Origin of the sequence: Marinobacter metalliresistant (assembly GCF_038098645.1) — a bacterium.
Lineage (GTDB): Bacteria > Pseudomonadota > Gammaproteobacteria > Pseudomonadales > Oleiphilaceae > Marinobacter > Marinobacter metalliresistant.
The window spans coordinates 2,027,370-2,052,255 of record NZ_CP101118.1 but is presented as its reverse complement, the minus strand read 5'-3'; the positions used below and the strand labels follow the sequence as shown (position 1 = coordinate 2,052,255).

The following is a 24,886-nucleotide window of genomic DNA, read 5'->3' as shown; positions in this document are numbered from 1 at the left end:
AACTCCTCAGGCTCCGGCGTGTTGCTTGCGTGGTGACGGATCAACCTGGCGAACCGGAATCAGAACCGTCTGTTTACCGGGCTCACCGGGTTCCCAGCTTAGGAGAGACCCTTCCGGATTGTCCTTCTGCACCTCGCGACAGGCGCTGACACACTGCAGGCACTGGGTACAGGTGAATTTTGCCCGCTTGTGGCTTCGGGTCGGCAATCGCATGGGGCAGGCTTCGTCACAGGCCCTGGTGCAGTCGCGGCAGGCTGCGGCCCGTTTGGTATCAAAAGTGACAACCCTGCCTTTACCGTTGGTCATCCAGGCAATGCTCTGGACCACCCCGAAGGCGCAGCCGTATTTGCAGAACAGATGCCGGGCGAACAGGAAATCCAGGGTGAACAGGGAGGTAGCCACGGCCAGAAAAATGGCCGGATAAAACGTCAGATTACCGGTCACCAGGTCCGTATACAGCGGGATCGGCGGCAACAGGTAAGACAGCATGGCCAGTGCCCAGGAAAAACCAATCAACGCGGACACCAGAACCAGTCCGGCCCAGTGCAGGGCTTTGCCGCGCCGGCCTTTCCGGAGCGCTTCGTAAAGGGTAGGTCGGCCAGTTACCCGGGTCATCAGATGATTGATGGTTTCCACCACCGAAAAATGCGGGCACAACCAGCCACAGTAGATTCGCCCCCACTTCCAGGCAATCCAGAGAACCAGTGGCACCAGCAGGATAAAGGGGAGTATGAACCAGACCAGGATCTGCCCGGCCACTTCGGCCGGTGAGCTCTGGCTGACCCAGGCCAGTTCTAGATTGAATGACAGGGGAAATCCGAAAAGCACAAAGTGGGTTTCGGTAAGATCGTATCGGAAAATATTGAGCACTGGCGCAAGCAGAAACAGCAGAAAGAAACCGGTGCGTGTCAGCAACCGCTTTTTCTGGAGAGTGTCCTTGTTCGGGAGAGTCTGTTCATGCACGGCAAGTGTCCGTTAAGGGTTGGGCGGGCCAGAGCGGTTAGCTCCGGCCCGCATTTCTTACGCCTCCTGGGTGGCAGGCCCGCGGACCTCTTCAGCCGGGGACGCCTGTCCCTTGATGAAGAAGCTGCAGAAGTACACCACCAGGCCAGCCATGAAGAAGCAGCCGGCGATCAGGCGCGCCCAGTAAAACAGGGCAATGTTGTCCTGGGTTGCCATGAACGACAGTGCTTCACCGCTTTCCGGAATCCGCTGCAGCCAGATCTGCAAGATGCCGGCGCCGGTCAGGAACAGCGTGATGAACACCATCGAAATGGTCATCAGCCAGAACCCCCACATCTCGACCACCTGGGCGGTGTTGCTATTGCCGTAGGGGCGGCCCCGCATGATCGGTACTGAATAGGAAATGATGGTCAGCACGATCATTACGTAGGCCCCGTAGAAGGCCATATGGCCATGGGCGGCCGTGATCTGGCTGCCGTGGGTGTAGTAATTCACCGGGGCCAGGGTATGCAGGAAGCCCCATACGCCTGCGCCAAGGAATGCCATCACCGCAGTACCCATGGCCCACAGCATGGCGGCCTTATTGGGGTGGTTGCGGCGGCGCCGGTTGATCATGTTGAAGGCGAAGATCACCATCATGAAGAACGGCAGCGGCTCAAGGGCGGAGAATACAGACCCCAGCCACAACCAGTATTCGGGCGGCCCGATCCAGAAGAAGTGGTGCCCGGTACCAATAATGCCGGTAATCAGCGCCATAGCGATGATCACGTACAGCCATTTTTCGATGACTTCACGGTCAACACCGGTGAGCTTGATCAGCACATAGGCCAGGATGGCACCCATGATAAGCTCCCAGACGCCCTCCACCCACAGGTGCACCACGAACCACCAGAAGTACTTGTCCTGGGTCAGGTTGCCCGGGTTGTAGAAAGAAAACAGCCACAGAACCGCCAGGCCGATCAGGCCGGTAATCAAGACAATATTGACCACGGTTTTGCGACCCTTCAGGGCGGTCATCAGGATGTTGTAGAGGAAACCGACAACTACCAGTGCGATGCCTATCTTGGTGATCGTGGGTTGTTCAAGGAACTCCCGCCCCATGGTTGGCAACAGCTTGTTCATAGTGACATCGGCCAGGGTGGCGTAGTCCACGAACAGGTAGCCAAGGATGGTCAGGGTGCCGGCAACGGCGAAAACCCAGAACAGGATCCAGGCGAGCAGCGGGCTGTGCAACTCGGTTTGTGCCTCTTCCGGAACCAGGTAATAGGTTGCCCCCATAAAGCCGAAGAGCAGCCAGACAATCAGCAGGTTGGTATGAACCATCCGCGCTACGTTGAAGGGGATTTCCGGGAACAGGAAGTCACCCACCACGTACTGGAGTCCCAGGATCAGGCCGAACAGAATCTGGCCGGCAAACAGAACCAGGGCAAAGATGAAGTAGGGCATTGCCACTTTTTGAGATTCGTATTTCATGTCTGCTCCCTCAGCCTTCGATGTTGGGTGGCCAGTTGTTGTCATCAATCTTTGATGTCCATTCCAGGAAGGCGGCGAGATCCTCGATTTCCTGATCGGTCAGATTGAACTGGGGCATCTGGCGGCGGCCGGGCACGTTGGTGGGCATGGCGTTCATCCAGGCATTCATGTATGCCTTGAAGACGTCGCTGTCACTACCACCGCGGCGGTCGAATACATTGGCAAGTTCCGGCGCGAAGTACGCACCTTCACCCATCAGGGAATGACAACCGACACAGTTGTTGTTCTCCCAGACATGTTTGCCACGAACCACCTGGTCGGTGAGTTGGTCTCGGTTGTCCCGCTCGGGCATTGCCCGCAACTGGGTATCAAAAGTCAGCGCCAGAAACAACAGGACGAAGAATGCACTTCCTCCCAGGTATATGTTCCTGGCCATGCTTTTGGTAAAGCGCTCGGCCATGGGTCTCTCTCCTCGGTCTTTGTGAAATACCTGACTGCCCTGCTAGGATATAAAGATGCATCCACAATGCTGTTGATGATTATCAAGCATGGCTGGCTATTTCACCATTGCGCCGGGGAGTTACCTCCGGAGGGGTAGGTGGTAGACTTCGCGCCCTATCTGTCCGGAAATGTTGCCTTTCCCATGGAGAGCCGATGGCTGCCGCTCTTGCCCTTTTCTTCAAGCTGATTCCGCTCTATGTAACCGTCGTCCTCGGCTGGATTGCCGGCCGCTATCTTGAGGCCAGCGGCCGGCATATAGCCGGCATCATGCTGTACATCGTGACCCCGTCGGTGGTGTTTTCCGGCGTTATGGTGGCGCCGCTCTCTCCAGAGGTCATCCTGCTGCCCTTCCTCGTTTTCGGAATCTCATCCGTACTGGGGATCGTTCAGTTGAAGCTGGCGCAAAAGGTTCTTACCGATGGCAGTGCCAACCTCATTCCCCTCTGTGTGGGCTCCGGCAACACCGGCTACTTCGGGGTGCCGGTGGCGCTGTTACTGTTCGGGGAAGAGGGGCTGGGGCTCTACATTGTGTGTATGCTGGGTACCACGCTGTTCGAGAATTCAGTGGGCTTTTACCTCGCCGCGAGAGGCCGGTATGGTTTAAGGGATGCCCTCTGGCGGGTGCTGAGGCTGCCCTCGGTGTACGCCTTTCTGGTCGCGGTGGCCCTGAACCTGGCGGGTGTGAGCATTCCGGAGATTTTTGTGCCGTTGTTCGATAACCTGCGCGGCGCCTACAGCATCCTGGGCATGATGATCATCGGTATGAGTATCACCAGTTTCCGGGGACTGGCGGGCAACGTCCGCTTCACCGCGCTGGCCTTTTTCGGGAAGTTTGTGGTCTGGCCCCTGGTGGCCATCGTGTTCTGGTGGGTCGATGCAACGCTTCTGGGGATCTATGGGCCGGCGGTGCACCAGGCCTTGTTCCTGATTTCGATCACACCGATTGCCGCCAACACGGTGGTCATTGCCACCCTGCTCGATACCTCGCCAAGGCAGGCAGCAGGCACGGTGCTGCTGACCACGCTGTTTGCCCTGGCGTTTATTCCGGTGATGATTTCCCTGGCATTTTAATGGCTGTGTGAGGATGACACTGCCGGCGCCAGTGCCACTGCGGAAGCTTTGGCCCCGGCGATGTCGCTGCGGGCATGGCGCACAACGCTGATGCCGGCGGTCATTGCCAGGGTCCCCATAATGGCGGCAACGATCAGATCCGGCCAGGCCGTGCCGGTGCCGAACACACCCAGGGCAGCGACCATAACGGCGATGTTACTGATGGCATCGTTGCGGCTGCACAGCCACACCGAGCGCATGTCGGAATCGCCTTCACGGAATTTGAACAGCAGCGCCGCAACACTCACGTTGGCGGTCAGGGCCAGCAGGCCGACTGCGCCCATAGTCAGTGGTTCCGGCGTAATGCCGGCCTGCATTACCCAGACCGCCCGGGCCCAGACCACCAGGCCGAACGTGGTCATGACGATGCCCTTGACCATGGCGGCACGGCCGCGCCAGAGCATGCCCATGGAAAGAACCGTCAGGGACAGAATGTAGTTGGCGCTGTCGCCGAAGAAATCGATGGCATCCGCCATCAGTGAGACCGAGCCGGACGAAAGACTGGCCAGACCTTCCACAACAAACATGGCCAGATTGACCCATAAGGCAATCCACAACGCGCGGCGAAAACCTGGCGGCGGGGATTTGGGTTCGGGGGCGGAGCAGTTGCACGCCATAAAGACCTCCTGCGTTCAGATGGCCTTATTGAAAGCCCTGTAGTAACTACAGCGTCAAGCGTTTTGGTGGGGTTCTGGGTCAGGTCTGGCCGGGGCCGTGGGTGCCTGGCACATGGTTGTGCCGGCCCTCAGGTTCCGGAGTCTCGAGTTCAGACTTGAGCCCGCCAAGAATGCCGCATTCCCTGACCGTGCGACGATCCGAACAGGCCTCCTGGAGTTGCACCAGGGTTTCTTCAAGGCTCGCCAGTTCCTTCAGGCGCTCCCGAACGTGGATCAGATGGCGTGCCAGCAGGGCATCCACTTCGCTGCAATCCGCCTCCGGCAGCTCGGCCAGCCGGATCAGCTCACGGATTTCGTCCTGGGCCATATCAAGATTGCGGCAACGCCTGATAAACAGCAGGCGGTCCAGATGGGCGGGGCGGTAGCAGCGGTAGCCGCTGCTGTCCCGGTCCGGTTCCGGCAGCAAACCGATTTTTTCGTAATAACGGATGGTTTCCGAGGGAACACCCGTTGCGTTCGCGAGTTCACCGATCTTCAAACTGTATCCTCTCAGTGATTCCGTTAACCGGGTTCATGAATGTTCCTGACCGATCACTCCGTGTCAGTTCTGGCGAGGGCTATCAGATCCTGGCGAATCTCTTTCGGGCTCAGATCCGCCCTGATCAGAAGACGGGCTTTTCCCTCGCGGTCAAAAACGTAAACTGCACTGCTGTGAGAAACGGCATAATTGCCGTTTTCGTCAGGCTCCTCATAACCGAAGGTCGTTCGATAGCGTTTGGCAAGCTCGCGAAGCTGCGGCTCTTTTCCGGTTAACCCGATGATCCCCTCGCCAAAGAAATTGACGTAGGCCGCCAGGCGTTCCGGCGAATCCCGCTCTGGATCAACGCTGACAAAGAGTGTCAGGACATCGTCCTGCAGCCCCGGTGGCAGGCCTTCAGTGGCCTGGTTGAGTTTTTGCAACGCAGTAGGGCAGACGTCCGGGCACGAGGTAAAGCCAAAAAACAGCAACCTTACCTTGCCGTCAAACTGCTCGGCGGTTACGGATCTGCCCTGGCTGTCTGTTAATTCAAACTCCAGACCGGGCATCAGGCCGCTGATGTCTTTGCCGTTCCAGTTTTCCTCTTCCCCTGAACAGCCGCTGACAACAAGCGTCATCAGAATAAGGGCGAGAAGCGACAGTGTGCCGGTGTGTCGCCGAAAAGGGCTGGTACTCATTAAGTTGTCTCCCCCACTTGGCTGGAACGGCTGGTGAAACTCCCGTCTTCCCGCATGGCGCGTCTCAGGATAATCAGAATGCCGAGGATGCTCATCATCGCGGGTGGTATCCAGGTCAGCATGCCGCCAAGAAGCTGGTCGGTCTCCGGCGCCATGGGCCAGGCCCGGCCACAGACCTCGTAAACGTCGTACACCATACCTCTTGAAAACACGATCATAGCCCCGAGCACCATCTGCGGTATCGCCACCAGGGCCAGGAGCAGTATGCGCTTGCCATAGCCCAGAGAAGGGGTGGTGGCAGGTGGGCGAGGATCAAAAATCAACCACCAGAAGAGTATTCCATCAATCAACATACTCCAGTTCATAACCCAGTAAAGGTTTCGGCTGAGCATGGCATCAAAATGAATTGGCGGCCATAACCAGAAATAGATGAGCCCCACAAACAGGACGGAGGCGATCAGGGGGTGTTGAAGAAATCGATACAGCCATCCCAGGGGGCGAAGCCGGCTCTTCAATCCAGGGCTTATTTGCCGGGACCAGAACCGCATTACCGGCAATGGGTTGGACAGGGCAATCAGTATGGGGCCCAGATGATGAAGAACGAGGTGCTGGCCGCGGTGGACGAAGAACATGTATTGGGAGTAGTAATCGAATCGGGTTTGCATGACCCCATAAGCAATCAGAACGCCCAGAACGAAGACCATAATCCTTACCGACCCGGGCCTGTCTTCTTCCGGCATCCGTAAAAGACCGACGCCATAAAAACCCAGTACCAGCATAAAGCTCAGTACGGTCAGCGGCGAGAAATCGTATGGTGCCAGGTACTCAATCAGAGACATAGGGTTGCCGGGTCAGTTGTTGCCTTTTGTTGTTGGCCTGAGCGCACGTTGCCTGGATATTCAGTGAGAATCTGTTTTACGTAAGGATACATCGCCCGGCGGCGGTGAGGTAGGCCCAGACGCTGATAGCGTTCAGTCGTGTCGCGCACGAGCTCCCCCGTAACCATCTGCATACAGCGTTAACAGTGGGTGGTGTTCGGGCATTCGCTATCACATCGTTCCCACTGAATCGTCGTATGCTGGATGTTGAACTCCTCTGCCAGTATCGCTGAGGCATCATTGATGATCCGGTCATCGCCCAGTGGATCAGGCTTCACCAGGTGGACTGTCAGCGCGTTCTCGGTCGTACTCAGGGCCCAGATATGAAGATGATGGGCAGAGTGCACGCCTGGCAGACTCTCCAGACACTCGCGAACAGCTGCGGGATCGATCCCTTTGGGTACGGCATCTACAGCCAGATTTACGGAGTCCTTTAGCAACTGCCAGGTGCCCAGGAAGATAACAGCGGCAATGACAAGGCTGACTACCGGATCGATCCAGGTCAGGCTGGTGTACATCAGTACTATGCCTGAGATCACGACACCCACCGATACCGCAGTGTCGGCGGCCATGTGCAGGAAGGCACCCCGTATGTTGATATCGCCTTTCTGACCTTTGACAAACAACATCATTGTTGCGCCGTTGATCAGCACCCCGATTCCGGCAACCACGACCACGGTCAAACCGGCAACCCCAGCGGGGTTTGTCAGGCGCTGGATTGCCTCCCAGGTAATCCCGCCAACCGCGGCGATAAGAATGAGTGCGTTGAATAGAGCCGCGAGAATGGTGGTCTTTTTCAGGCCATAGGTTTTGCTATGGGTCGCCGCCCGGCTGGCCAGCCAACTGGCCACCCAGGCCATTATCAGTCCCATGACATCGCTGAGATTATGGCCGGCATCTGCGATGAGTGCGAGAGACCCTGATAAAACGCCATAAACCGCTTCGATAACCACAAACAGGGTATTGAGAATCACCGCGATGGCAAAGGAGCGGTTATGAGTGTCGAAGTGATGGCCGTGGTCGTGGCTGTTAGGTTCGTGGCTGTGCATTCCTGCCTCTATTGAACGGAGCTTGAGTGCATGTTTTAAACCTTATAGTAACTACAGAGTCAATCCCGGACGGTGGCCGGTGTTTGCTCGTCGAGTCCTGATCTCCGTTGACCCGGATTCGCCATTGCTTTGCTCTGACGGGCCGGGGTATTCCCCCGGCCCGTTTCCGTCTACACTTTGATATAGATCACGTTCACCCGGAACTGCCTCCTGTATTCAGTTGCAGTTCAGGTTGGGATGGTGTGATACAGGGAAGGGGGTAACTCAGGCAACGAGGTGCACTCCCATGGCCAAAGCACACAACAGGCAATCATGAGCCATTTTGCTGTTCGAAAATCCCACCCATGAAAAAAACAGGAGGTTGAATGAGCAGGGGGAAAGACAGAACCACCCGCTACAAGGAAGGCAGTCTCACCCTCACGGGAACCGTTATGCTGGGTACCGGCGTCATGATCGGCGCCGGTATCTTTGCCCTTACGGGGCAAATGGCGCAGATGACGGGGGTTCTTTTCCCGTTGGCGTTTCTGGCGGCCGCGGTGATCGTCAGCTTCAGTTCTTATTCCTACGTCAAGATTTCCAATGCCTGGCCGTCAGCAGGGGGCATTGGCATGTACCTTTACAAAGCCTATGGCAATCGGCTGCCGACCGCGTTCAACGCCTTGCTGATGTATTTCTCGATGGTGATCGCCCAGAGCTTCCTCGCGCGCACTTTCGGTTCCTACACCATGCAACTGTTCGGTGGTGATGAAAGTGGTCGCATGGTGTCCATTCTGGGTGTGTCGCTGATCCTGGCGGCGTTTCTGATCAATCTGCTCGGTAATCGGATGATTCAGGGCGTGGCTTCCTTTATTGGTATTCTGAAAATCGGCGGCATACTGATCTTCGGGGTGGTGGGTGTCTGGATTGCCGACAGCCTGGCGGTGGATTTCTCGAACCCGGGAGAAGCCGGAACCGCGGGCAATTTCCTGGGTGCAACGGCGCTCGGAATTCTGGCCTTCAAGGGCTTCACCACCATCGCCAACAGCGGCTCCGAGGTCCAGGACCCTCATCGGAACGTAAGTCGCGCCATTGTCATTTCCATCGCGGCCTGCGTGGTGATCTACACCCTGGTCGGTTTTGCCGTCGCCAGCAACCTGTCCCTGGCGGAAATCATCAAGACGCAGGATTACTCCCTTGCGGCCGCCGCGCGCCCGGCGTTGGGTGATTATGGCCTCTGGTTCACGGTCGCCATTGCCATGATGGCCACCGCGGGTGGCATTCTGGCCAGCATTTTTGCTGTCTCGCGCATGCTTGCCATGCTGACTGAAATGAAACTGGTGCCTCACCGTCATTTTGGCATGCCGGGCAGTATCCAGAAGCACACGCTGGTCTACACTGTGGTTCTGGGGCTGGTTCTGACGGCCTTCTTTGACCTCTCCCGGATTGCCGCCCTGGGTATCGTGTTCTACCTGGTCATGGACATTGCCATCCATTGGGGCGTGCTTCGCTATCTGCGTGACGATGTGAAGGCCAGGGCGTGGGTGCCGGCGACGGCCATCGTTCTGGATTTGCTCGTGCTTGGCGGCTTTGTCTGGGTCAAACTGAATACCGACCCGTTTGTCATTGGCGTGGCGGTTGCCACAATGATCGTGATCGCGGTATCCGGGCAGCTTTTCCTGAAAAGGGCTGCAGCAGCCGAAAAAAACGGCCACGAGGAATCCCATGCTCACGGTCACCAGTAATCAGAATTCAACATGGAGGGCAGTATCACGATGGGGGAAAACATGTTTGGCAACACCATGTGGGCGGGGCACTGGCTGTGGATGCTGGTGATTGCCATCGTAGTCGTCATCCCGGCCTGGCGTATTTGCCAGCGCACGGGCTATCCGGGTTGGATGGGCATTCTGATACTGATACCCATCGTCAACCTCGTTCTGCTCTATTTTATCGCATTCGCGGATTGGCCGGCAGGCAAAGCGGGAAACCATGATGATAGCTGAGCAACGGATTCCCGTCGCTCACAATTCATTTCTTCGAGAGGTGTTTAAAAGGGGCGGCTTGATATCGAAAAAATGACAAGAAGGGATATATTCCAGGTTGAATTCAGTGTTCGTTGATGGAAGTGACAGGAACGGATGAACAATTGTCGAGTTTATTGATGGGAGATCAGATAGTGCGAACGAAAATCTTACAACTGGTGTTGGTTTTCATGGTATTTAAAGCGCCACTGCTACAGGCGAGTGAAATCCTGTCAGGTGAGGACGTTGCTGACATTTTGGTGGGTAACACGGTTCAAATGGTCTTTCGGGATGCAAAGGATGAATTCCGCACCCGGACTTTTCATGAATATTACGATCCCGACGGGTCGATCTATGGCATGACAAAGTACAGGGAACAACAAGGAAATCTCACCCACTATCTCGGTAGCTGGCAGGTTGAAGACGGGAAATTCTGTACCTCTGTCTACGGGCGAGATTACTCCTGCAACAAAATCAAACCCCTCGGTGACGGTAATTATGAGCTTGTAAATGAGGGGGGCACCATCAGAAACGTCAAGTTATTTGAAGGCAAGCATCACGGGCTGGAGTAGGGGCCGCTGTGCGTTGTTAACCCCGACGCTTCCTTGCAGTGGTTTTGCTCAGGGTTAAGGCAGGCCCGGTCGATGGGCCTGCCTCCTGAAGTCTTCCTGCGGAATGCCGTCTTGTTACTGGTTATTGCCGGTGCTGGCAGGTGCCTTGCGGGCGCCTTAAAACCACCACCGGATACCCGCCACAAAACTGGAGGACTCGACATCCTCGCCTTCCCGCTCACGGAGATCCTTTGTGTTGCCCAGGTAGCGTGTATAGGAAACACCAACGTAAGGAGCGAACTCCCGGGAAAAGTGGTATCTCAGCCGGAGCCCCAGGCCAACATTATTGATCCCGCTACCGACTCCCCATTCCTCGACATCACTGAAGGCCACCAGGGTTTCCCCCCGGCCTTGCAGAATGAGCCTTTGGGTCAGTAACCAGTCGTATTCGGCTTCGAAATCATACGACAGGTCGCCGTCTTCAGTAACCCTGAGGTTGGTATCCACCTCAAACCAGTAGGGAGCAAGGCCCTGCAGGCCAATAAGTGCCGAATAACGCTCCTTGTTCTGGCCCGGACCGAAGGTTGCCTGAGCGCCCAGCCCTGTCTGTATGTCCCAGAAGGGGGCCAGACGATAGCTGTACTGAGCATCAAAGTTTTCGATGTCGCCAGCCTCGGTGGCCAGATTCGTCTCACCCTCTGTTTCAATCCAGAGCCGCTTTTGGTCCGTGCCAACCCAGGCCTGGGCGTCCCAGAGCGCGATCTCGTTGTTGCCGTCGCGCTGATATTCCATCCGGTCAAGCAGTAGTTGGGCGAGTACCGGAGTGTCATGAATAGGCAATGTCCAGTCCGGCTCGGCCTGAACGCCGGTACCCGCGGCCCCGGCTCCCGAGGCAATCGTGAAGGCTGACGCGCCCACAACCAGTTTTATGCGATTCATCATAGTGATCATCCCCTATCCCGTTAAACGACCGACACGACGCGAAACATACCTGCGTCCAAGTGGTAGAGCAGGTGGCAGTGGAACGCCCAGTCACCGGGTGCGTCCGCCGTTATCAGCGCGGACACCCGTTCACCGGGTTTGACGGAGATCGTGTGCTTGCGTGGTCGGTACTCACCCGCCCCGGTTTCCAGCTCCATCCACATGCCGTGCAAATGAATGGGGTGGTCCATCATTGAATCGTTGACCAGGATCAGGCGAAGGCGTTCACCATGGTAGAATTTGATCGGGCCATCCACCTCGGAAAATTTCCTGCCATCAAACGACCACATGTAACGCTCCATATTGCCGGTAAGGTGGAGCTCCACTTCCCGTTCCGCCGGGCGCTTGTCGGGCCAGCCATCAATACTCCGTAACTGGGAGTAGGTCAGCACCCTGTGATCCACGGTTTCGAAGCCAACGCCGGGCTCATCCAGCCGTGACTGGGGGCTGGAAGCCACCATTGCTGCTCCGGGGCCGTGATTGTCCGGGCCATGGGATACCGGGCGCCCCGCAGTTGGAACCGGGCTCAGGCCCGGGGTGTCAGGCGAGGCGTCCATGCTCATCCGGGTATGATCCATGTTCATATTCATACCGCCCGAATCCCCCGCCATGTCGCCGTGGGCCATCTCCATGCCGCCGTGCATTGCCTGGCCACCATTCTTGCCCATGGCGCCCATTCCCATGGCCGCCATGCCCCGTTCAGTGCGCGGGTACATGGGAGGCACCGGGGCTTCCAGCCCTTTCCGGCTGGCCAGTGTGCCGCGCACGAACCCGGACCGGTCCTGGGACTGTGCAAACACGGTATGGGCCATGTCCGTTGGCTCCACGATAACGTCGTAGGTTTCGGCCACGCCAATGCGGAACTCGTCGGTCTCGACCGGCTGCACTGGCTGGCCGTCGGCGGAAATAACCGTCATTGGAAGTCCCGGGATACGGACATCAAAGTAGGTCATCGCCGAGGCGTTGATGAATCTCAGGCGGATTTTCTCGCCGGGACGGAACAGCCCGGTCCAGTTGCTGGCGGAGGGCGATCCATTCATCAGGTAGGTGTATTCAGAACCGGTCACATCCAGGATATCCCGGGGGCTCATTCGCATTCTGCCCCACATGCCGGCTTTGCTCCACGCGGCACTCCAACCCATGGTTTCGACATCCTTGAAGAAATCGCCAACGGTGCGCTGGTTATAGTTGTAATAACCTTCAAACACCTTGAGGTTGCGGAAGACGTCGCCGGGAGAATCGAAGGTCCAGTCGGAGAGAACCACAACGTATTCACGGTCATAGGCGACTGGCTCCGGCTCAGCCGGGTCTATAATAATCGGTCCGTAGTGGCCGAGCTGTTCCTGAAGCCCGGAATGGCTGTGATACCAGTAGGTGCCGTGCTGCTCGACCGGAAAACGGTACTCGAAGGTTTCGCCCGGCATGATGCCCGGAAAACTGACGCCTGGAACACCATCCATCTGAAACGGCAGTATCAGGCCGTGCCAGTGAATGGACGTTGCCTCGGCCAGGGTGTTGGTCACACGCATGATCGCTTCGCGGCCCTGCTTGAGCCGAATCAGGGGCGCAGGCAGCGTGCCATTGATGGTAATAGGCTGTTTCGAGAGTCTGGACCCGATCGTGAGAGGCGTTCGTGCGATCGTCAGATCATAGACATCGGCGCCGTCACGCACGGTATGATAAACATTCGAGTTGTCCAGGTTGCCCCTGGCAAACGCCGGCATCAGGCTGTCAAAACCGGCGAGAAGGCCCATTGCGGCAGCCCCCTGGATCAGGCGCCGCCTGGATAATCCCGTATCAGGATGTTTTTCACTCATACACTAATTCTCCTGCCTTTCATGGCACTATTGAATCACTGCGTCATGGCACTATTGAATCACTGCGGGTGCGCTCACGCGCCCTTGGCGCGTGGGATCGGTCTGACCACGGGCGCCCGCTTTCGCACTTCCGGTCTTTACCCTACACACTGTAGCTGAAACGAAGCTGAACCTCCTGGCAGGGCCGTGAATGCAGGATCCTGTCTGATGCTGGCTCATCTTTTAGCGCAAGAAGCTGACCGGCCTGTGGCATTGTCCGGGTGTTTGCCATGCTTCACCTCAGCCGATCGTTGTACTATCTTATACGAAGACGGTCGGAATCAGACCCGGTCAACAATCGTCTCTTACGGAGGCAATTGCATTTTCCAGTTACCCAACGGACGGAGAACACCATGAAAAGACTTACACTTGTTAGCACCGTCATAGCCGCCCTGCTTTCTATGCCGGCTTTGGCAGCGGATCATGATCAGCATCGCGATCAAAAGCACCATGAACAGGATTCCATGCAGATGCAGGAGATGCAGATGCAGGATCAGGACAGGGCGGAGGCGATGCAGAAGAATATGGAAGAAATGCAGGCGCTGATGAGCCGTATCAAGCAGGAGCAGGATCCTGCCAAGCGCCAGGAGCTGATGCAGGACCATATGAAAGCCATGCAGGAAAACATGCAGATGATGCATGGAGACATGAAGGGCTGCATGGGAATGATGAAGGAAATGAAGGGGTCGATGAAGGATCAGCCGATGAAATCGAAAGGGGCGGAGAAATCCGGCCATTGAGGTCATCAAGCCCTTATCCTTCGCGCTGATATTCGATCTGTTGTAAAGGTGACCGTCCAGGCGGTCACCAAAAACGGCCTTAACTCCTTTGTCTCCGACATGTTGCCAGCCCTGTCTAAGACATAAGTCGTAATCCCTCTGGATTTTCAGCTTCGTTTCAGGTTTCATTGGTCTCGGCCTGCCTGCAAGCAGGAGGTTGGTTGCCCTGCTGTATGCGACACGGCGGAATGACCGACCATTAGGTCCGTTTGCTGAGCTCTTCTGACGACTAATAAGACGACTAATAATAGGGATAACAATGAAGCAACTGAAACTTAAGCGCAGCCCGCTTTACCTGGCGATTCTCGGAGCAGCCGCTATGTATGCTCCAAACCCTGTAATGGCGGCCGAATTTGATTTTCATGGAGACATGAACAACCGATTTCAGGCATACACCAATCAGAGGGATTGGTTCAGAACAGGTAATTCCGGTGGCGGAACGCTGAAAGAAAGCGATCCCACCGAGAGTTATGGTGAGATAAAGTACCGGTTTTGGGTCACCGCCACGTCGGACAATGAAATGGTCAAGGGCGTGTTTGCAACCGAAATCGGCGGCGTTCGCTTCGGCGAAAGCTCAAAGGGGGGGGGGTATTCCGGTGACGGTAAAAATATCGAGACTCGCTGGGCTTACGTCGACTTCGTTTTGCCCGATACCGTTGATCAGCACCTGAAGATCGGGTTGCAGCCGGTTTCGGTTAACGCCCATGTCTGGAACGAGACGGCAACCGCAGCCGTGCTGACCGGGAAGCTTCAGTCCGGTATTGACTATCAGCTTCTGTGGGGGCGCGGTGACTCCACCAACGCAGGAGGCTCCGGCGACTCCCCGCAGGATGAAGGATGGGATGGCGCTGATAACTTTGCGCTGAACCTGGATAAACAGTTTTCACCCAACCTGAATGCCGGAATTTTTTATCTTTATCAGATGAACAATCAGGTTGCAAATGGTTTCGGTGTTGTCGAGAGCAGGAAATATGAGCTGAAGCATATCGCCGATAACTCAGAATACTCAGTGTCGAATCTGGGCGCGACCTTCGACTACAACACTGAGACGTCGGCGGGCCGGCTTTTCCTCAAGGGTACAGCCATCGCGCAGACGGGAACGATTGAGGGTGTTAATTTTAAACCTTTAAACGGGGCTCAAAACCCAAACACCAGCTATGACCTGTCCACCTTTTTGGGCCGTGGCGAGCTTGGCCTGCAATTTGGTCCCAATACAGTCACCTACACAATGGTGTATGCATCGGGAGACAGCAATGAGCAGGATTCCAATTTCGATGCGTTCATATCCACGGACGTCGATCTGACGGACAGCATGATTTTCCAGGAAAATATGACGGACGACGACTATTTCGCCGAGACTCCTTATATCCTGGATAAGGGGTATTTCATGAACAAGATCCAGCTCGATCACAAGGTCAGGCCTAACGTAAAGCTCAGTGGAATGCTGGTGTACAACCGGCTGGCGGAAGCCATTACGCTGGCTGACGGGAGTTCATCAAAAGATCTGGGCCTGGAGTTCGGTGGACGGGTGAGCTATCTTCCGTATCCGTCCCTGGAAATTGCGGCGGAAGCGGCTTATCTGCTTGCGGGAGATGCAGTGGATGCACTTGAGGAAGGCGCGCTTCAAAACGGCCAGAGTGATAAGGACATTGTGCATGTTGCCGGCCGCGTCCGGTATAAGTTTTAACTGACCAGAAGGTGCGAAGCCGACGCTTCGCACCTTATTCCTTTCGAAGAGTCCCTGTATGACGAATGTAATCAGCTGTGCCAGCGTCCGGATCTTTCGTTTTGTCGTTTTAATTGTTTTTACAATAACCGGACAGCTCTGTTTCGCAGGTGAGCGCTTCGACCCTTTTGTTTCCGCGATCAGCCGGATCGACAAGGACGAAGGTCTTGTTTACATAGACCGGCACGATAATGTCGTCGAGGTGGGGGATGTTTTCGTTACGGCAAAACCCGTTCAGAACGGCGATGCCAGTATGGTCGGTGACCGCCGGTCCGTAATCGGTATTTTACGGATTAATCCGGAAGAATTCGTTGGCAAGCTGCTGTCCGGGCCCATGCCTGGTGTAAATGCCGTTGTGGAGAGGTTTGGCCCTTTGCCGGCCGTAATTAAAAGTACAACCGAAAAAAGCGGGCCCGTGGAAGAAGAACTGAAATCCATGTTTCCACGCCTGGTCTGGGAAAATGAGGAAAGCAAGGCAGAGCCCTCTCTGACGTTCGAGTTAATAAGCAAGGGCAGGGTAGTTGTCACCTACGACAGAACCTGGCTGGTTGGCGTGGTAGATGTTGCGTCATATCCAAAAGAAGAGAACTTTCATGGCGCGGGAGAGTTAGATGCCGAGCTTGTTCTTGAGTTACCCGGCCGGGCAAGTTCGATTGCAGCCAATGAAATCTCAGGGCGTTATTTAGTGGCACTGGAAGACAAGCAGAAAATCAGGTTTTTTTCGGGTCAGTCCGATGGCCCCGTGAGCGAAATCGCCGATATCGCTATTCCACGTGGCGAGAGAATAATTTATATGGACTGGTATAACAATGCCGGTGATCTTTATCTGCTCGTCAACCAATGGGATGATTACCGGGTGTCAAGTTCCGTTGTCAAGCTTGATAGGGATCGTGCCTTGTTGGTTGGGTTTTCGCCATTGATGATGGGCGTGCATGATACCGACCTGGATGGGCGGAGTGAGACCATTCTGGGTCAGTCTTATACGGCAGAGCACGGTTTCGGATCAAAGATCTACACGGTCGTTCCAGAACATAGGGAGATTGTGGAAACTGCCAATGAAACATTCAGCGCTCTGACGCCCGGTTTCAGGGTTTTGGGTTCCCGGGTTCTGGGCAAAACAGACAGCGGCGCCGGAGGTTTTGTAAGCGCGTTTGACGGTAAAGTCTCTGTGTATTCCGGCAATGGTCCGGAACTGAAGCTCAGCTACGACTACGATATGGACCTTCTTCCCGGCTCGGAAATCCGGTTTGAAGTTAACCCGGAATTGATTTTCAGTCCGACAAGAACCTTATCCCTGGGCAATCCGTTTGTCGGGGGCACTGAAGGCACTGAGGTTTCGCGCCACATTGTCGGTATCGCGCAGCGCCCGACCCCTTCGGAGACCGGAGGCCCCAAAGACGTCGTCGCTATCGATTGGCTGGATGCAAACCCGGATTCGCCGTCCGTTCTGGGGAAAACCAGAGTATCCATACCTCGTTCAGCGAAGGCAGCCTATGGGAGTGGCGGGCTGTTCTTTTTCTCGGCGGAAAGCCGGGGCGGGGACGGAAAGGCCGGGGAAGGGGCAACAAGGCTCTACCGGCTTCCAGCCGACCTGGGACACTAGCCAAGCCCTCCCAGCACTGGAAAGGCCGACAGCATCCAGGATGCAAACCGAGTCATCTGGCCCGTTAACACCATCATGCCCATGATGATCAGCACCAGGCCCGCCAGTGCTCTTAGCGGCCTGCTCCAACGACTGAATCCACGCACTCGCTTGCGAAAATGCTCAATGAACAGCGCTGTTCCAAGAAAGGGGAGTGCCAGACCGAGCGAATACACCGCAAGATACAACATGCCCGTTTCTGCGTTGGCGTGGGTGGAGCTGAGCGCCAGTATGGCTCCGAGTATGGGGCCGATGCAGGGCGTCCAGCCGACGGCAAAGGCAACACCCAACAAAAAGGCGGCTGTGGGGCGCCCTCCCTCGAGCGTTTGCCCCAGGCGCCAGTCGCGTTGCAGCACAGGCATGCTCCACCAGCCCAGCATGAACAGGCCCATCAGCACGATCAGCAGGCCCGCCACCAGATTGGCTTCCTGTCGGTAGGCCATCAGCCATTGCCCCAGAAGACTGGCGCTTGCGCCCAGCGCGACGAAAACCACGCTGAACCCGAGTACGAAGCAGCAGCTCAGCCACAATGCTTTCAGACGATTTGCTGCCTCACTCACGGCTCCGCCGGTAACGACGGACAGGTAGCCGGGTACAAGGGGTAATGTACATGGCGAGAAGAAAGACACCAGTCCGCCCAGGAATGCGGCCAGGATGCCCCAGGTTGCAAGGTCGGGCATAGTCAGAACTCGTATCGTTTTATGGAAGCGGTGGCACGTGCGAGCAAGCCTGCGACAAGTGATTTTCTCATGCTGATCTCCTGACAGGTTGGCCTGGGGGTGGCCAGCCGTCGCCGGCACTGCCTGTGAATATGAACGGACGGACTATAAAACCTCTGAGCTACTCATACGTCAAGCAGTAGGGTATTGAATTTTTACGGAATGATCTGGATTTGATTCCCGTCAAGTTCGGATTGGCTGGCGGAAATTATTCAGTTTTGGTTCAGTGCAGTATGAGTTGCCACCCCCTTGGTGTGGTATTGGATTGATGTAAATCATATTAACCAGTGCCAGGGCCGGAGTTTTACGTTCTTTTGCTGGTTTTCAGGGTGATTTCAGATTACAGAGTTCTACTTGGGTCAGGGAGCGTTGTCCCTGGCTAACGCTCATCAACCCAAACGAAGCGGGGAAAACGAAATGGATATCAAAACCTTTGGTGAATTGATCAGTTGGACGCGGGATCTGCACTCACACCTGGCGAGCTGTCTCTCCCATTGTGCGACAAAGAATGAAGAGGAGCGGGCCCGGGCACTGCTGGACTATCTGGCGGCCCATGAGTCCGAAATGGAGCGGATAGTGAGCGAGTTCGAACGTCAGGGGAATTCCAGGGCGCTAGAAACAAGAGTCTTTGATTACCTTTCGCATAATCCCGTCAAAACTCACCGTACCTGTGATGAGCCGTACGCAAAGCTTGATTTCCAGGGTATTTGCCGGGAGGTATTCGACTTTCATGATCAGATCGCCGACCTCTATAAAGCCATGGCGGACCGGGCGGAGATTCCCGAGGCACGGGAGCTGTTCCAGGCTTTGTTAACCATGGAACAGAACGAATCAATGCGACTGGCCCGTCAGGTCGGACGAATGGAGGACCTCTGATCTTCTGCTGAAACCCGGGCCCTGATCAGTAACAGAATGAAGAGAACTATGGATTCTTCCAGCCAGTTAAAAGCTTACCTGATGGGGATTGACACCCATCAGGAACCTGTTGTGTATATGCGCGACGATTGTCAGGTGTGCCGTTCGGAGGGATTCACCGCCAGTTCAAGGGTGGGCATTTCCACGGAAGAGCAGGCCATTGTGGCAACCCTGAACATTGTCTACGGCGAGACCGTTCCCGAGGGGTACGCGGGCCTTTCCAACATCGCCAGGATTATCGCCGATATTTCCGATCACAAGTACAGCGATGTCGAAATCGCCTGCTTTCTGAGTGTCTGTGCCGGCGGACGACTGAATATTGATGAGATTACCAGCCTGACCCGGGCCATGGTGAACTGCGGGGAGCGCCTGAGCTGGGACAACGTGGATCGGGTGTTTGATAAACATTGCGTCGGAGGCCTCCCCGGCAACCGAACCACACCACTGGTCGTTTCGATTGTCAGCGCGGCGGGACTGGTCATGCCCAAGACGTCGTCCCGCGCAATCACGTCGCCCGCCGGTACCGCGGATACCATGGAGGCGTTGACGACCGTCAACCTGGATCTGGCCGCCATTCAGCGCGTGGTCGGGCAGACCGGTGCCTGCCTCGCCTGGGGAGGTGCGATCAATCTCAGCCCGGCGGATGATCTGCTGATTCGTGTTGAACGGGCACTGGATCTGGATGGTGAAGGGCAACTGGTAGCATCGGTGTTATCGAAGAAGATTGCCGCCGGCTCAACTCACGTGGTGATTGATATTCCGGTTGGCAACACGGCCAAAGTCCGCAGCCACGCGGAAGCCGATCGATTGTCCTCCCTGTTCTCAAACGTAGGGGCCGCCTGCGGCTTCTTGTCAATGTCGGCGACACCGTCACGGCGGGTCAGCCGCTTTACGAGGTGTTGAGTGACAGCGTCGGCGAGCGGGATTACGCACTGGCTTATAGTGCCAGTGAGTTGCCGGTTTTTGCCATTCAAACGGAGGGTTGATTGTGGGCAACACTGGAAGAACCGTTCTTTTTTGCCTGGAACCACACCCTTTGCAGGAAAAACTGTGTGACCAGCTTGGCCTGGCGCCGGGGCATCACGAGTTGCGACGTTTTCCCGATGGTGAGTCCTACCTGCGCGTACTCACGCCGGTGAGCGGTGCTGACTGTATTGTACTGGCGGACTTTTCCCGTCCGGACGCCAAGTACCTGGCTCACCTGTTTCTCTTTGAAACTCTCCGGGAACTCGGTGCCAGGTCGGTGGGGCTGGTGGCTCCCTATCTGTGCTATATGCGCCAGGACCGTCGCTTCGCGGAAGGGGAGGCGGTCACGTCCAGAGTGTTTGCCCGGTCGCTGTCTTCACACATCGACTGGCTGATCACCATCGATCCGCATTTGCACCGGTACCAGTCTCTTGGCGAGATCTACAGCGTACCGGCGCAAGTTGTTCAGGGAGCGCCTGCGCTGGCGGATTGGCTACGGGGGCAGGACGGTCTGTTGCTGGTAGGCCCGGACGCGGAGAGCGAGCAATGGGTATCGAGTATCGCGATGGCCAGTAACCATCCTTATGTCATTGGCACCAAGCAGCGTCTGGGTGACCGGCGCGTTGAGGTCACCTTGCCGGATATCTCGGCGTATCGCGGTCGGAAAGCCGTCATCATTGATGACGTTATTTCCAGCGGCCGCACCGTTGGCGAGTGCGTCAGGGCGCTCAAGGCGCAGGGCATGGAGGCCATCCTTTGTGCGGCGGTGCATGGCATTTTCGCGGAGGCTTCGGACACCTACCTTCTGGGCACCGGCCTGCAGGCGCTGGTGACCACCAACACTGTCCCACACAGCACCAATGGGATTGATGTCAGCGAGTTGCTGGTGTCACCGATCAGGCATTTTCTCAATCAGGCGGAGGATGAGCGCAGATGAACATCACATTCCTGGGTGGAACGGAGACCGTGACCGGCTCCAAGTTCCTGGTTGAAACCGGCCAGACACGTGTATTGGTCGATTGCAGTCTGTGAGGACTCCAAGGCGCTGGAAGCCACGCGGGACCACCTCCGCCGGAACACCCGGTTTGAGGTGGACGTGGCGGGCTACCAGTCGATTTTACGCCTCTGACCACGGCGAGGGTTTGTTGCCGCGGAGGCAGGGGCCTGGGCTTCTTGCTGTCAGGCGAGAATAAAAACTGACGTGAATCAAGGCCGGGGCGAGCAGGCCGAAAAATTCAGTTTCGTTTCAGTTTCAAGGTGTCTAATTGTTCATGTTTTGGATCAGTAGCTTTTCGAAAGCCTTTTCCCGGAACAGCTATATACGTCTCTTCATCTAACCCAGAAGGGTGCACCTATGAAAAAACTCCATTTTATTAAGCTGTCGCTGGCAGCCTCCGTATTCGCAAGCGGGGCCGCGATCGCAAACGAAGACACCGAATCAAAAATTGCTAACCTTGAGTCACAGATGGCGGCTCTGCGGGAGGATGTAAAGAGCAACAACCTCGATACGCTGACCAAGCTGCATATGGCCGGATACAGCAACGTTGATTTCATAGCGGGCTCCGACAACCAGGAGGACGGTTTTACGGCAGCGCGATTTGCGCCGATCTTTCATTTTCAGTTTTCCGACCGAGTGCTGTTTGAAGGTGAGCTTGAATTCGAGACCGATGAAAACGGTGAAACCGAGTTTGGAGTGGAATACACGACAATTGACCTCGTACTGAACGATTACATGGCGCTGGTGGCGGGCAAGTTTTTGAGCCCGATCGGCCAGTTCCGCCAGAATGTCCACCCAAGCTGGATCAACAAGCTGCCTACCGCACCCGTGGGCTTTGGTCACGGGGGCGCGGCCCCGCTCTCCGACCTGGGCGTTCAGTTGCGTGGCGGCATCCCGTTGAGTGGGTCGATGCGCGCCAACTACGCCCTGTTTACGTCGAACGGTCCGACCCTTCTTGTCGATGAGGCTGACGGTGAGGTGGAGTTGGAAACCGAGGCTGCCGCATCCAATGCCGATGGTAATTTTGTATACGGTGGCCGGGTAGGATTCCTGCCGGTGCCTGCGCTGGAGCTGGGCCTTTCGGGCGCCCTGGGCAAGATCGGAGTGGCCGAGGGACACGATGTGTCTGAGCTGGCGGCGGGAGAGCCGGACCGTGACTACACCGTTCTGGGCGCGGACGCCGTTTACAACATTGCCACCCTGCAGCTGCGCGGTGAATTCATCCAGCAAACCGTGGGTAGCGAAGCCAATAGCGCGATTGCCGGTGGCGCGGCGGCCGAAGAACTCGAATACACTGCCTGGTATGCGCAGGCGGCGTACCGGGTGCCGGATACCAAGTGGGAAGGTGTTGTCCGTTTAGGTGACCTAGACACCCCCGATGCCGATGCAAACCGCTCCCAGTGGTCCGCAGGGGTGAATTACCTGTTCGCAAACAATGTTATCGTTAAGGCGGCCTACACCGTGGATGATTACGATGACAACGCTATCGACGATGACAAGCGCTTCAACGTTCAGCTGGCTTACGGATTTTAAGAGGGTATTAACATGAAATTAATGAACCGCAACCTCATCAGTAATGCTACATTGGTGGCCGCGCTTTTCATCGGTGGCGCAGGTTCAGCCGCCGCCCAGGACGACGATCCCATGGCATTCGTCCGGGGCGCCCAGTCATGGGCGGACAACTGCGCACGGTGCCATAACATGCGGGACCCAGCCGAGTTCCGCGACGATGTCTGGGAGCCAACGTTGCTTCACATGCGAATGCGAGCGGGCTTGACCGGGCAGGAAGTGCGGGATATACAAGCCTTTCTTCAGAAAAGCAATGATCCCGCAGGTAACAAGGGGGGGGAATAAATGAAAAGGTCGTCTTTTCTGATCGCCAGTCTGGTCGCCGGGATCGTTGCATACTCAGCCGGAGCCGCAGCTTCGTCTGAAAGCGTGGAAACCGGCGAAAAGCTCTATAACTCCACCTGCGTTGCCTGCCACGGCGCAAACGGAAAGGGCAAGCTGCCAGGCGTTCCGGACTTCACAAAGAGCGATGGCCGGCTGTCCAAGGATAACGAGGTACTGGTTACTCACATCATGGAGGGGTTCAAGAGCCCAGGCTCATCCATGGCGATGCCCGCCAAGGGCGGCATCAGTTCATTAACGAAAGAGCAGGCGGGGGCCATCGTTCAATACATGCGCCAGGCCTTCTCAGGCAAATAGCAGTTGAAGTCGGGGCAACGCGGGCCTGGTGTATGCCCGCGTTGCCCCGCTTTTTTATGAGTCGAAAGCAGGCTGTGCCTGCCCAATCCCCCACACCCTCCTGAGAATCCCCGGGTACGCAGTTCAGTTGCGCCGCGATCTTGCGTTGACCCTGCTCACGATCCCCACAGACGGGCTTTCCCGGTTATCGATGGTAGACTTTCAACCCCACGCGCAGCCGGCTTGTCGTTGAGCCAGAGCTGGCCAATACTTAAACACTATAAATGTACGCCGATCAGGCGTACAATTTAAAAATCTCTGGCGTTGGTGAGGAAATGTCCATGTTGCCATCATCGAATTCTGACAGCGGCCTCAAGGCCAATCAGCGTAATACCGCTCGCTTCAACTTTCGCACGACTGAGCGGATCAAAAAAACGGTTGAGCGGGCGGCGGCGCTCACTGGTCAGGATATGTCATCGTTTGCGATCAACGCGGTATACCAGAGGGCGATAGCAACGATCCAGGCGCATGAAGTGACGCACCTGGAGCCGGAGGATCATCAAGCCTTTTTCGATGCTTTGGATAACCCGCCTGCTCCCACTGAAAAGCTGAGTGCGGCTTTTGCCCGGCATGAGGAACAGGTGGACAACCGCTGATGCCGCCAGCGATTGTTATTGAGCCCCTCGATACAAACAAACATGATCGATCAGCTTTTACATCCGGGGTTGAGCAGGTTGACAACTTTCTTCGCAAAACAGCCTCGAAGCTCATGAAAGGTGGCACAGCGAGGGTATTTGTGGCGTTGAATCCCGATGACAACCCAGAGGACATTCTGGGATTTTATTCGATCAACGCGCACACCGTGAACTACAGTAACCTCCCCAGCCGATATCGGCGTTATTCATTGCCTGACGGCCAAATTCCAGCAGCCTTTATAGGCATGATGGGCGTGACGGCCCATGCTCAGGGAAAGGGACTGGGCAGCCTACTTCTCGCAGATGCGCTCAAGGGGGCCTATCTGGCCTCGCATCGAATAGGCACCGCGCTCGTATTGCTGGACGTTTTAGATTGCGGAACCCCGGAAGCGGTTGAGCGAAGACAGAGACTTTACCTGGCGTTTGGGTTTCAGCCCCTCCCCTCAAACCCTTTGCGAATGTTCCTGCCACTGGCGACGATAGGGCAGATGTACGAGAAGGCGTAAACCAACTTCAGGAAGGGCTCTCACTCGATGAGCGTGATTCGCCAGTGTCCAAAAGATCGGGCGCGGGGTGCGTGGCCCAATCCCTCCGCTTCGCCGGCATCATCAGTTTCTCTTGCGGCCATGGTAAAGGCTTGCTTTTTATAGTGCGTCGGTATCGCAGAACAGCTCATACAGAACTTCTATGATTCGGCGCGCCTCCTCTCCCGCCAGGGAGTAGTGTATGGTCCGCGCTTCGCGGCGCGCTGATACCAGGCCGTCCTTGCGCAGCAGGGCGAGTTGCTGGGAGACGGCCGCCTGGCGCATCTCCAGTGCATCCGCAAGCTCGCTCACCGCCTGCTCGCCGTCGATCAGTTGGCAGAGGATCATCAGCCGGCTCCGTCCGGAGAGGGCCTTTAGCAGATTGGTGGCCTGATCCGCCGCTTCCGACATCTGATTTTTATTCATACATTCATAGCTCTGCAATCGTGAATGTGTTAGGCTTGGTTCAGATGATCGGGTGTTCTTGGTCAGGTAGTCAAGTGTTGCCCGTCGTCGTCTGGCAGGCCCCGGCTTTCCGTGGTCCG

At 56.3% G+C, this 24,886-nt stretch carries 27 protein-coding genes; 15 read left to right on the top strand and 12 right to left on the bottom strand.

What is annotated here, in order from left to right; translation table 11 throughout:
- Positions 1-6: 6 nt before the first annotated feature.
- The 3 genes from NLK58_RS09630 to NLK58_RS09620 are packed head-to-tail and all read right to left on the bottom strand — an operon-like array spanning position 7 to position 2,896.
- Entirely contained in the window at positions 7-963 is a 957-nt protein-coding gene (locus NLK58_RS09630; protein WP_341582682.1) for a 4Fe-4S binding protein, read from the bottom strand.
- Positions 964-1,020: 57 nt separating this feature from the next.
- Positions 1,021-2,436: a cbb3-type cytochrome c oxidase subunit I gene (locus NLK58_RS09625; RefSeq protein WP_341582681.1), complete on the bottom strand. Its 1,416-nt coding sequence runs from the start codon at positions 2,434-2,436 to the stop codon at positions 1,021-1,023.
- A 10-nt stretch (positions 2,437-2,446) separates the two neighbouring features.
- On the bottom strand, positions 2,447-2,896 hold the full coding sequence (locus tag NLK58_RS09620; protein WP_117618277.1) for a cytochrome c: 450 nt from the start codon (positions 2,894-2,896) through the stop codon (positions 2,447-2,449).
- Positions 2,897-3,090: 194 nt separating this feature from the next.
- On the opposite strand from NLK58_RS09620, the gene NLK58_RS09615 reads away from it, so the two are divergent.
- Positions 3,091-4,008: an AEC family transporter gene (locus NLK58_RS09615; RefSeq protein WP_117618276.1), complete on the top strand. Its 918-nt coding sequence runs from the start codon at positions 3,091-3,093 to the stop codon at positions 4,006-4,008.
- Here the strand turns inward: NLK58_RS09615 and NLK58_RS09610 are convergent.
- From NLK58_RS09610 to NLK58_RS09590, 5 genes are all read right to left on the bottom strand, one after another.
- Entirely contained in the window at positions 4,005-4,664 is a 660-nt protein-coding gene (locus tag NLK58_RS09610; RefSeq protein ID WP_341582679.1) for a cation transporter, read from the bottom strand. The two genes, NLK58_RS09615 and NLK58_RS09610, sit on opposite strands and share 4 nt — an antisense overlap.
- A 79-nt stretch (positions 4,665-4,743) precedes the next feature.
- Complete coding sequence (gene cadR / locus NLK58_RS09605) at positions 4,744-5,202, bottom strand: Cd(II)/Pb(II)-responsive transcriptional regulator (RefSeq protein ID WP_341582677.1); 459 nt, start codon at positions 5,200-5,202, stop codon at positions 4,744-4,746.
- 53 nt (positions 5,203-5,255) lie between these two features.
- Positions 5,256-5,879, bottom strand: coding sequence for an SCO family protein (locus NLK58_RS09600; protein WP_341582676.1), 624 nt, complete (start codon positions 5,877-5,879; stop codon positions 5,256-5,258).
- The gene (locus NLK58_RS09595; RefSeq protein WP_341582674.1) at positions 5,879-6,718 is read right to left on the bottom strand and encodes a cytochrome c oxidase assembly protein; all 840 of its coding nucleotides are present in this window, start codon (positions 6,716-6,718) and stop codon (positions 5,879-5,881) included. The genes NLK58_RS09600 and NLK58_RS09595 overlap by 1 nt, the downstream gene beginning before the upstream one ends.
- Before the next feature lie 179 nt (positions 6,719-6,897).
- Positions 6,898-7,806 carry a cation diffusion facilitator family transporter gene (locus NLK58_RS09590; protein ID WP_117618272.1) on the bottom strand — a complete coding sequence of 303 codons (909 nt, stop codon included), beginning with the start codon at positions 7,804-7,806 and terminating at the stop codon, positions 6,898-6,900.
- Between the two features lie 365 nt (positions 7,807-8,171).
- On the opposite strand from NLK58_RS09590, the gene NLK58_RS09585 reads away from it, so the two are divergent.
- The 3 genes from NLK58_RS09585 (at position 8,172) to NLK58_RS09575 (ending at position 10,375) form a co-directional block, all read left to right on the top strand.
- Entirely contained in the window at positions 8,172-9,527 is a 1,356-nt protein-coding gene (locus NLK58_RS09585) for an APC family permease (protein ID WP_341582673.1), read from the top strand.
- Between the two features lie 12 nt (positions 9,528-9,539).
- Positions 9,540-9,785, top strand: a complete 246-nt coding sequence (locus NLK58_RS09580) for a hypothetical protein (RefSeq protein WP_341582671.1) — start codon at positions 9,540-9,542, stop codon at positions 9,783-9,785.
- 116 nt (positions 9,786-9,901) lie between these two features.
- On the top strand, positions 9,902-10,375 hold the full coding sequence (locus NLK58_RS09575; protein ID WP_341582670.1) for a hypothetical protein: 474 nt from the start codon (positions 9,902-9,904) through the stop codon (positions 10,373-10,375).
- Positions 10,376-10,531: 156 nt separating this feature from the next.
- Here NLK58_RS09575 and NLK58_RS09570 read toward each other — a convergent pair whose 3' ends face one another.
- Together NLK58_RS09570 and NLK58_RS09565 are read right to left on the bottom strand one after the other, a co-directional pair.
- The gene (locus tag NLK58_RS09570; protein WP_341582668.1) at positions 10,532-11,296 is read right to left on the bottom strand and encodes a copper resistance protein B; all 765 of its coding nucleotides are present in this window, start codon (positions 11,294-11,296) and stop codon (positions 10,532-10,534) included.
- A 20-nt stretch (positions 11,297-11,316) separates the two neighbouring features.
- Positions 11,317-13,152: a copper resistance system multicopper oxidase gene (locus tag NLK58_RS09565; RefSeq protein WP_341582667.1), complete on the bottom strand. Its 1,836-nt coding sequence runs from the start codon at positions 13,150-13,152 to the stop codon at positions 11,317-11,319.
- A gap of 392 nt (positions 13,153-13,544) precedes the next feature.
- Here NLK58_RS09565 and NLK58_RS09560 point away from each other — a divergent pair, with 392 nt between their 5' ends.
- From NLK58_RS09560 to NLK58_RS09550, 3 genes are all read left to right on the top strand, one after another.
- Positions 13,545-13,931 carry a hypothetical protein gene (locus tag NLK58_RS09560; protein ID WP_341582665.1) on the top strand — a complete coding sequence of 129 codons (387 nt, stop codon included), beginning with the start codon at positions 13,545-13,547 and terminating at the stop codon, positions 13,929-13,931.
- A 298-nt stretch (positions 13,932-14,229) separates the two neighbouring features.
- Complete coding sequence (locus NLK58_RS09555; protein WP_341582664.1) at positions 14,230-15,657, top strand: hypothetical protein; 1,428 nt, start codon at positions 14,230-14,232, stop codon at positions 15,655-15,657.
- Between the two features lie 58 nt (positions 15,658-15,715).
- A complete protein-coding gene (locus NLK58_RS09550; protein ID WP_341582662.1) occupies positions 15,716-17,299 on the top strand; it encodes a hypothetical protein in 1,584 nt (527 codons plus the stop codon).
- On the opposite strand, the gene NLK58_RS09545 is transcribed toward NLK58_RS09550, so the two are convergent.
- Positions 17,296-18,018 (bottom strand): cytochrome c biogenesis protein CcdA, encoded by a 723-nt coding sequence (locus tag NLK58_RS09545; protein ID WP_341582660.1) that lies wholly within the window; start codon positions 18,016-18,018, stop codon positions 17,296-17,298. The two genes, NLK58_RS09550 and NLK58_RS09545, sit on opposite strands and share 4 nt — an antisense overlap.
- Before the next feature lie 456 nt (positions 18,019-18,474).
- On the opposite strand from NLK58_RS09545, the gene NLK58_RS09540 reads away from it, so the two are divergent.
- The 8 genes from NLK58_RS09540 to NLK58_RS09505 all read left to right on the top strand — a co-directional run bounded on the left by NLK58_RS09540 (position 18,475) and on the right by NLK58_RS09505 (position 24,323).
- Positions 18,475-18,933 (top strand): ATPase, encoded by a 459-nt coding sequence (locus NLK58_RS09540; protein ID WP_341582658.1) that lies wholly within the window; start codon positions 18,475-18,477, stop codon positions 18,931-18,933.
- Positions 18,934-18,981: 48 nt separating this feature from the next.
- The gene (locus NLK58_RS09535) at positions 18,982-19,875 is read left to right on the top strand and encodes a hypothetical protein (protein ID WP_341582657.1); all 894 of its coding nucleotides are present in this window, start codon (positions 18,982-18,984) and stop codon (positions 19,873-19,875) included.
- A gap of 133 nt (positions 19,876-20,008) precedes the next feature.
- Positions 20,009-20,875, top strand: a complete 867-nt coding sequence (locus NLK58_RS09530) for a ribose-phosphate diphosphokinase (protein ID WP_341582655.1) — start codon at positions 20,009-20,011, stop codon at positions 20,873-20,875.
- Between the two features lie 417 nt (positions 20,876-21,292).
- Positions 21,293-22,468, top strand: coding sequence for a porin (locus NLK58_RS09525; RefSeq protein ID WP_341582654.1), 1,176 nt, complete (start codon positions 21,293-21,295; stop codon positions 22,466-22,468).
- 12 nt (positions 22,469-22,480) lie between these two features.
- Positions 22,481-22,789, top strand: a complete 309-nt coding sequence (locus tag NLK58_RS09520; protein WP_341582653.1) for a cytochrome c — start codon at positions 22,481-22,483, stop codon at positions 22,787-22,789.
- Positions 22,790-23,143, top strand: coding sequence for a c-type cytochrome (locus tag NLK58_RS09515; RefSeq protein ID WP_341582652.1), 354 nt, complete (start codon positions 22,790-22,792; stop codon positions 23,141-23,143).
- Between the two features lie 263 nt (positions 23,144-23,406).
- Positions 23,407-23,778 (top strand): DUF1778 domain-containing protein, encoded by a 372-nt coding sequence (locus NLK58_RS09510; protein WP_341582650.1) that lies wholly within the window; start codon positions 23,407-23,409, stop codon positions 23,776-23,778.
- Positions 23,778-24,323, top strand: coding sequence for a GNAT family N-acetyltransferase (locus NLK58_RS09505; protein WP_341582648.1), 546 nt, complete (start codon positions 23,778-23,780; stop codon positions 24,321-24,323). The genes NLK58_RS09510 and NLK58_RS09505 overlap by 1 nt, the downstream gene beginning before the upstream one ends.
- Positions 24,324-24,461: 138 nt before the next feature.
- On the opposite strand, the gene NLK58_RS09500 is transcribed toward NLK58_RS09505, so the two are convergent.
- Positions 24,462-24,767 carry a metalloregulator ArsR/SmtB family transcription factor gene (locus NLK58_RS09500; RefSeq protein WP_341582646.1) on the bottom strand — a complete coding sequence of 102 codons (306 nt, stop codon included), beginning with the start codon at positions 24,765-24,767 and terminating at the stop codon, positions 24,462-24,464.
- Positions 24,768-24,886 lie beyond the last annotated feature (119 nt).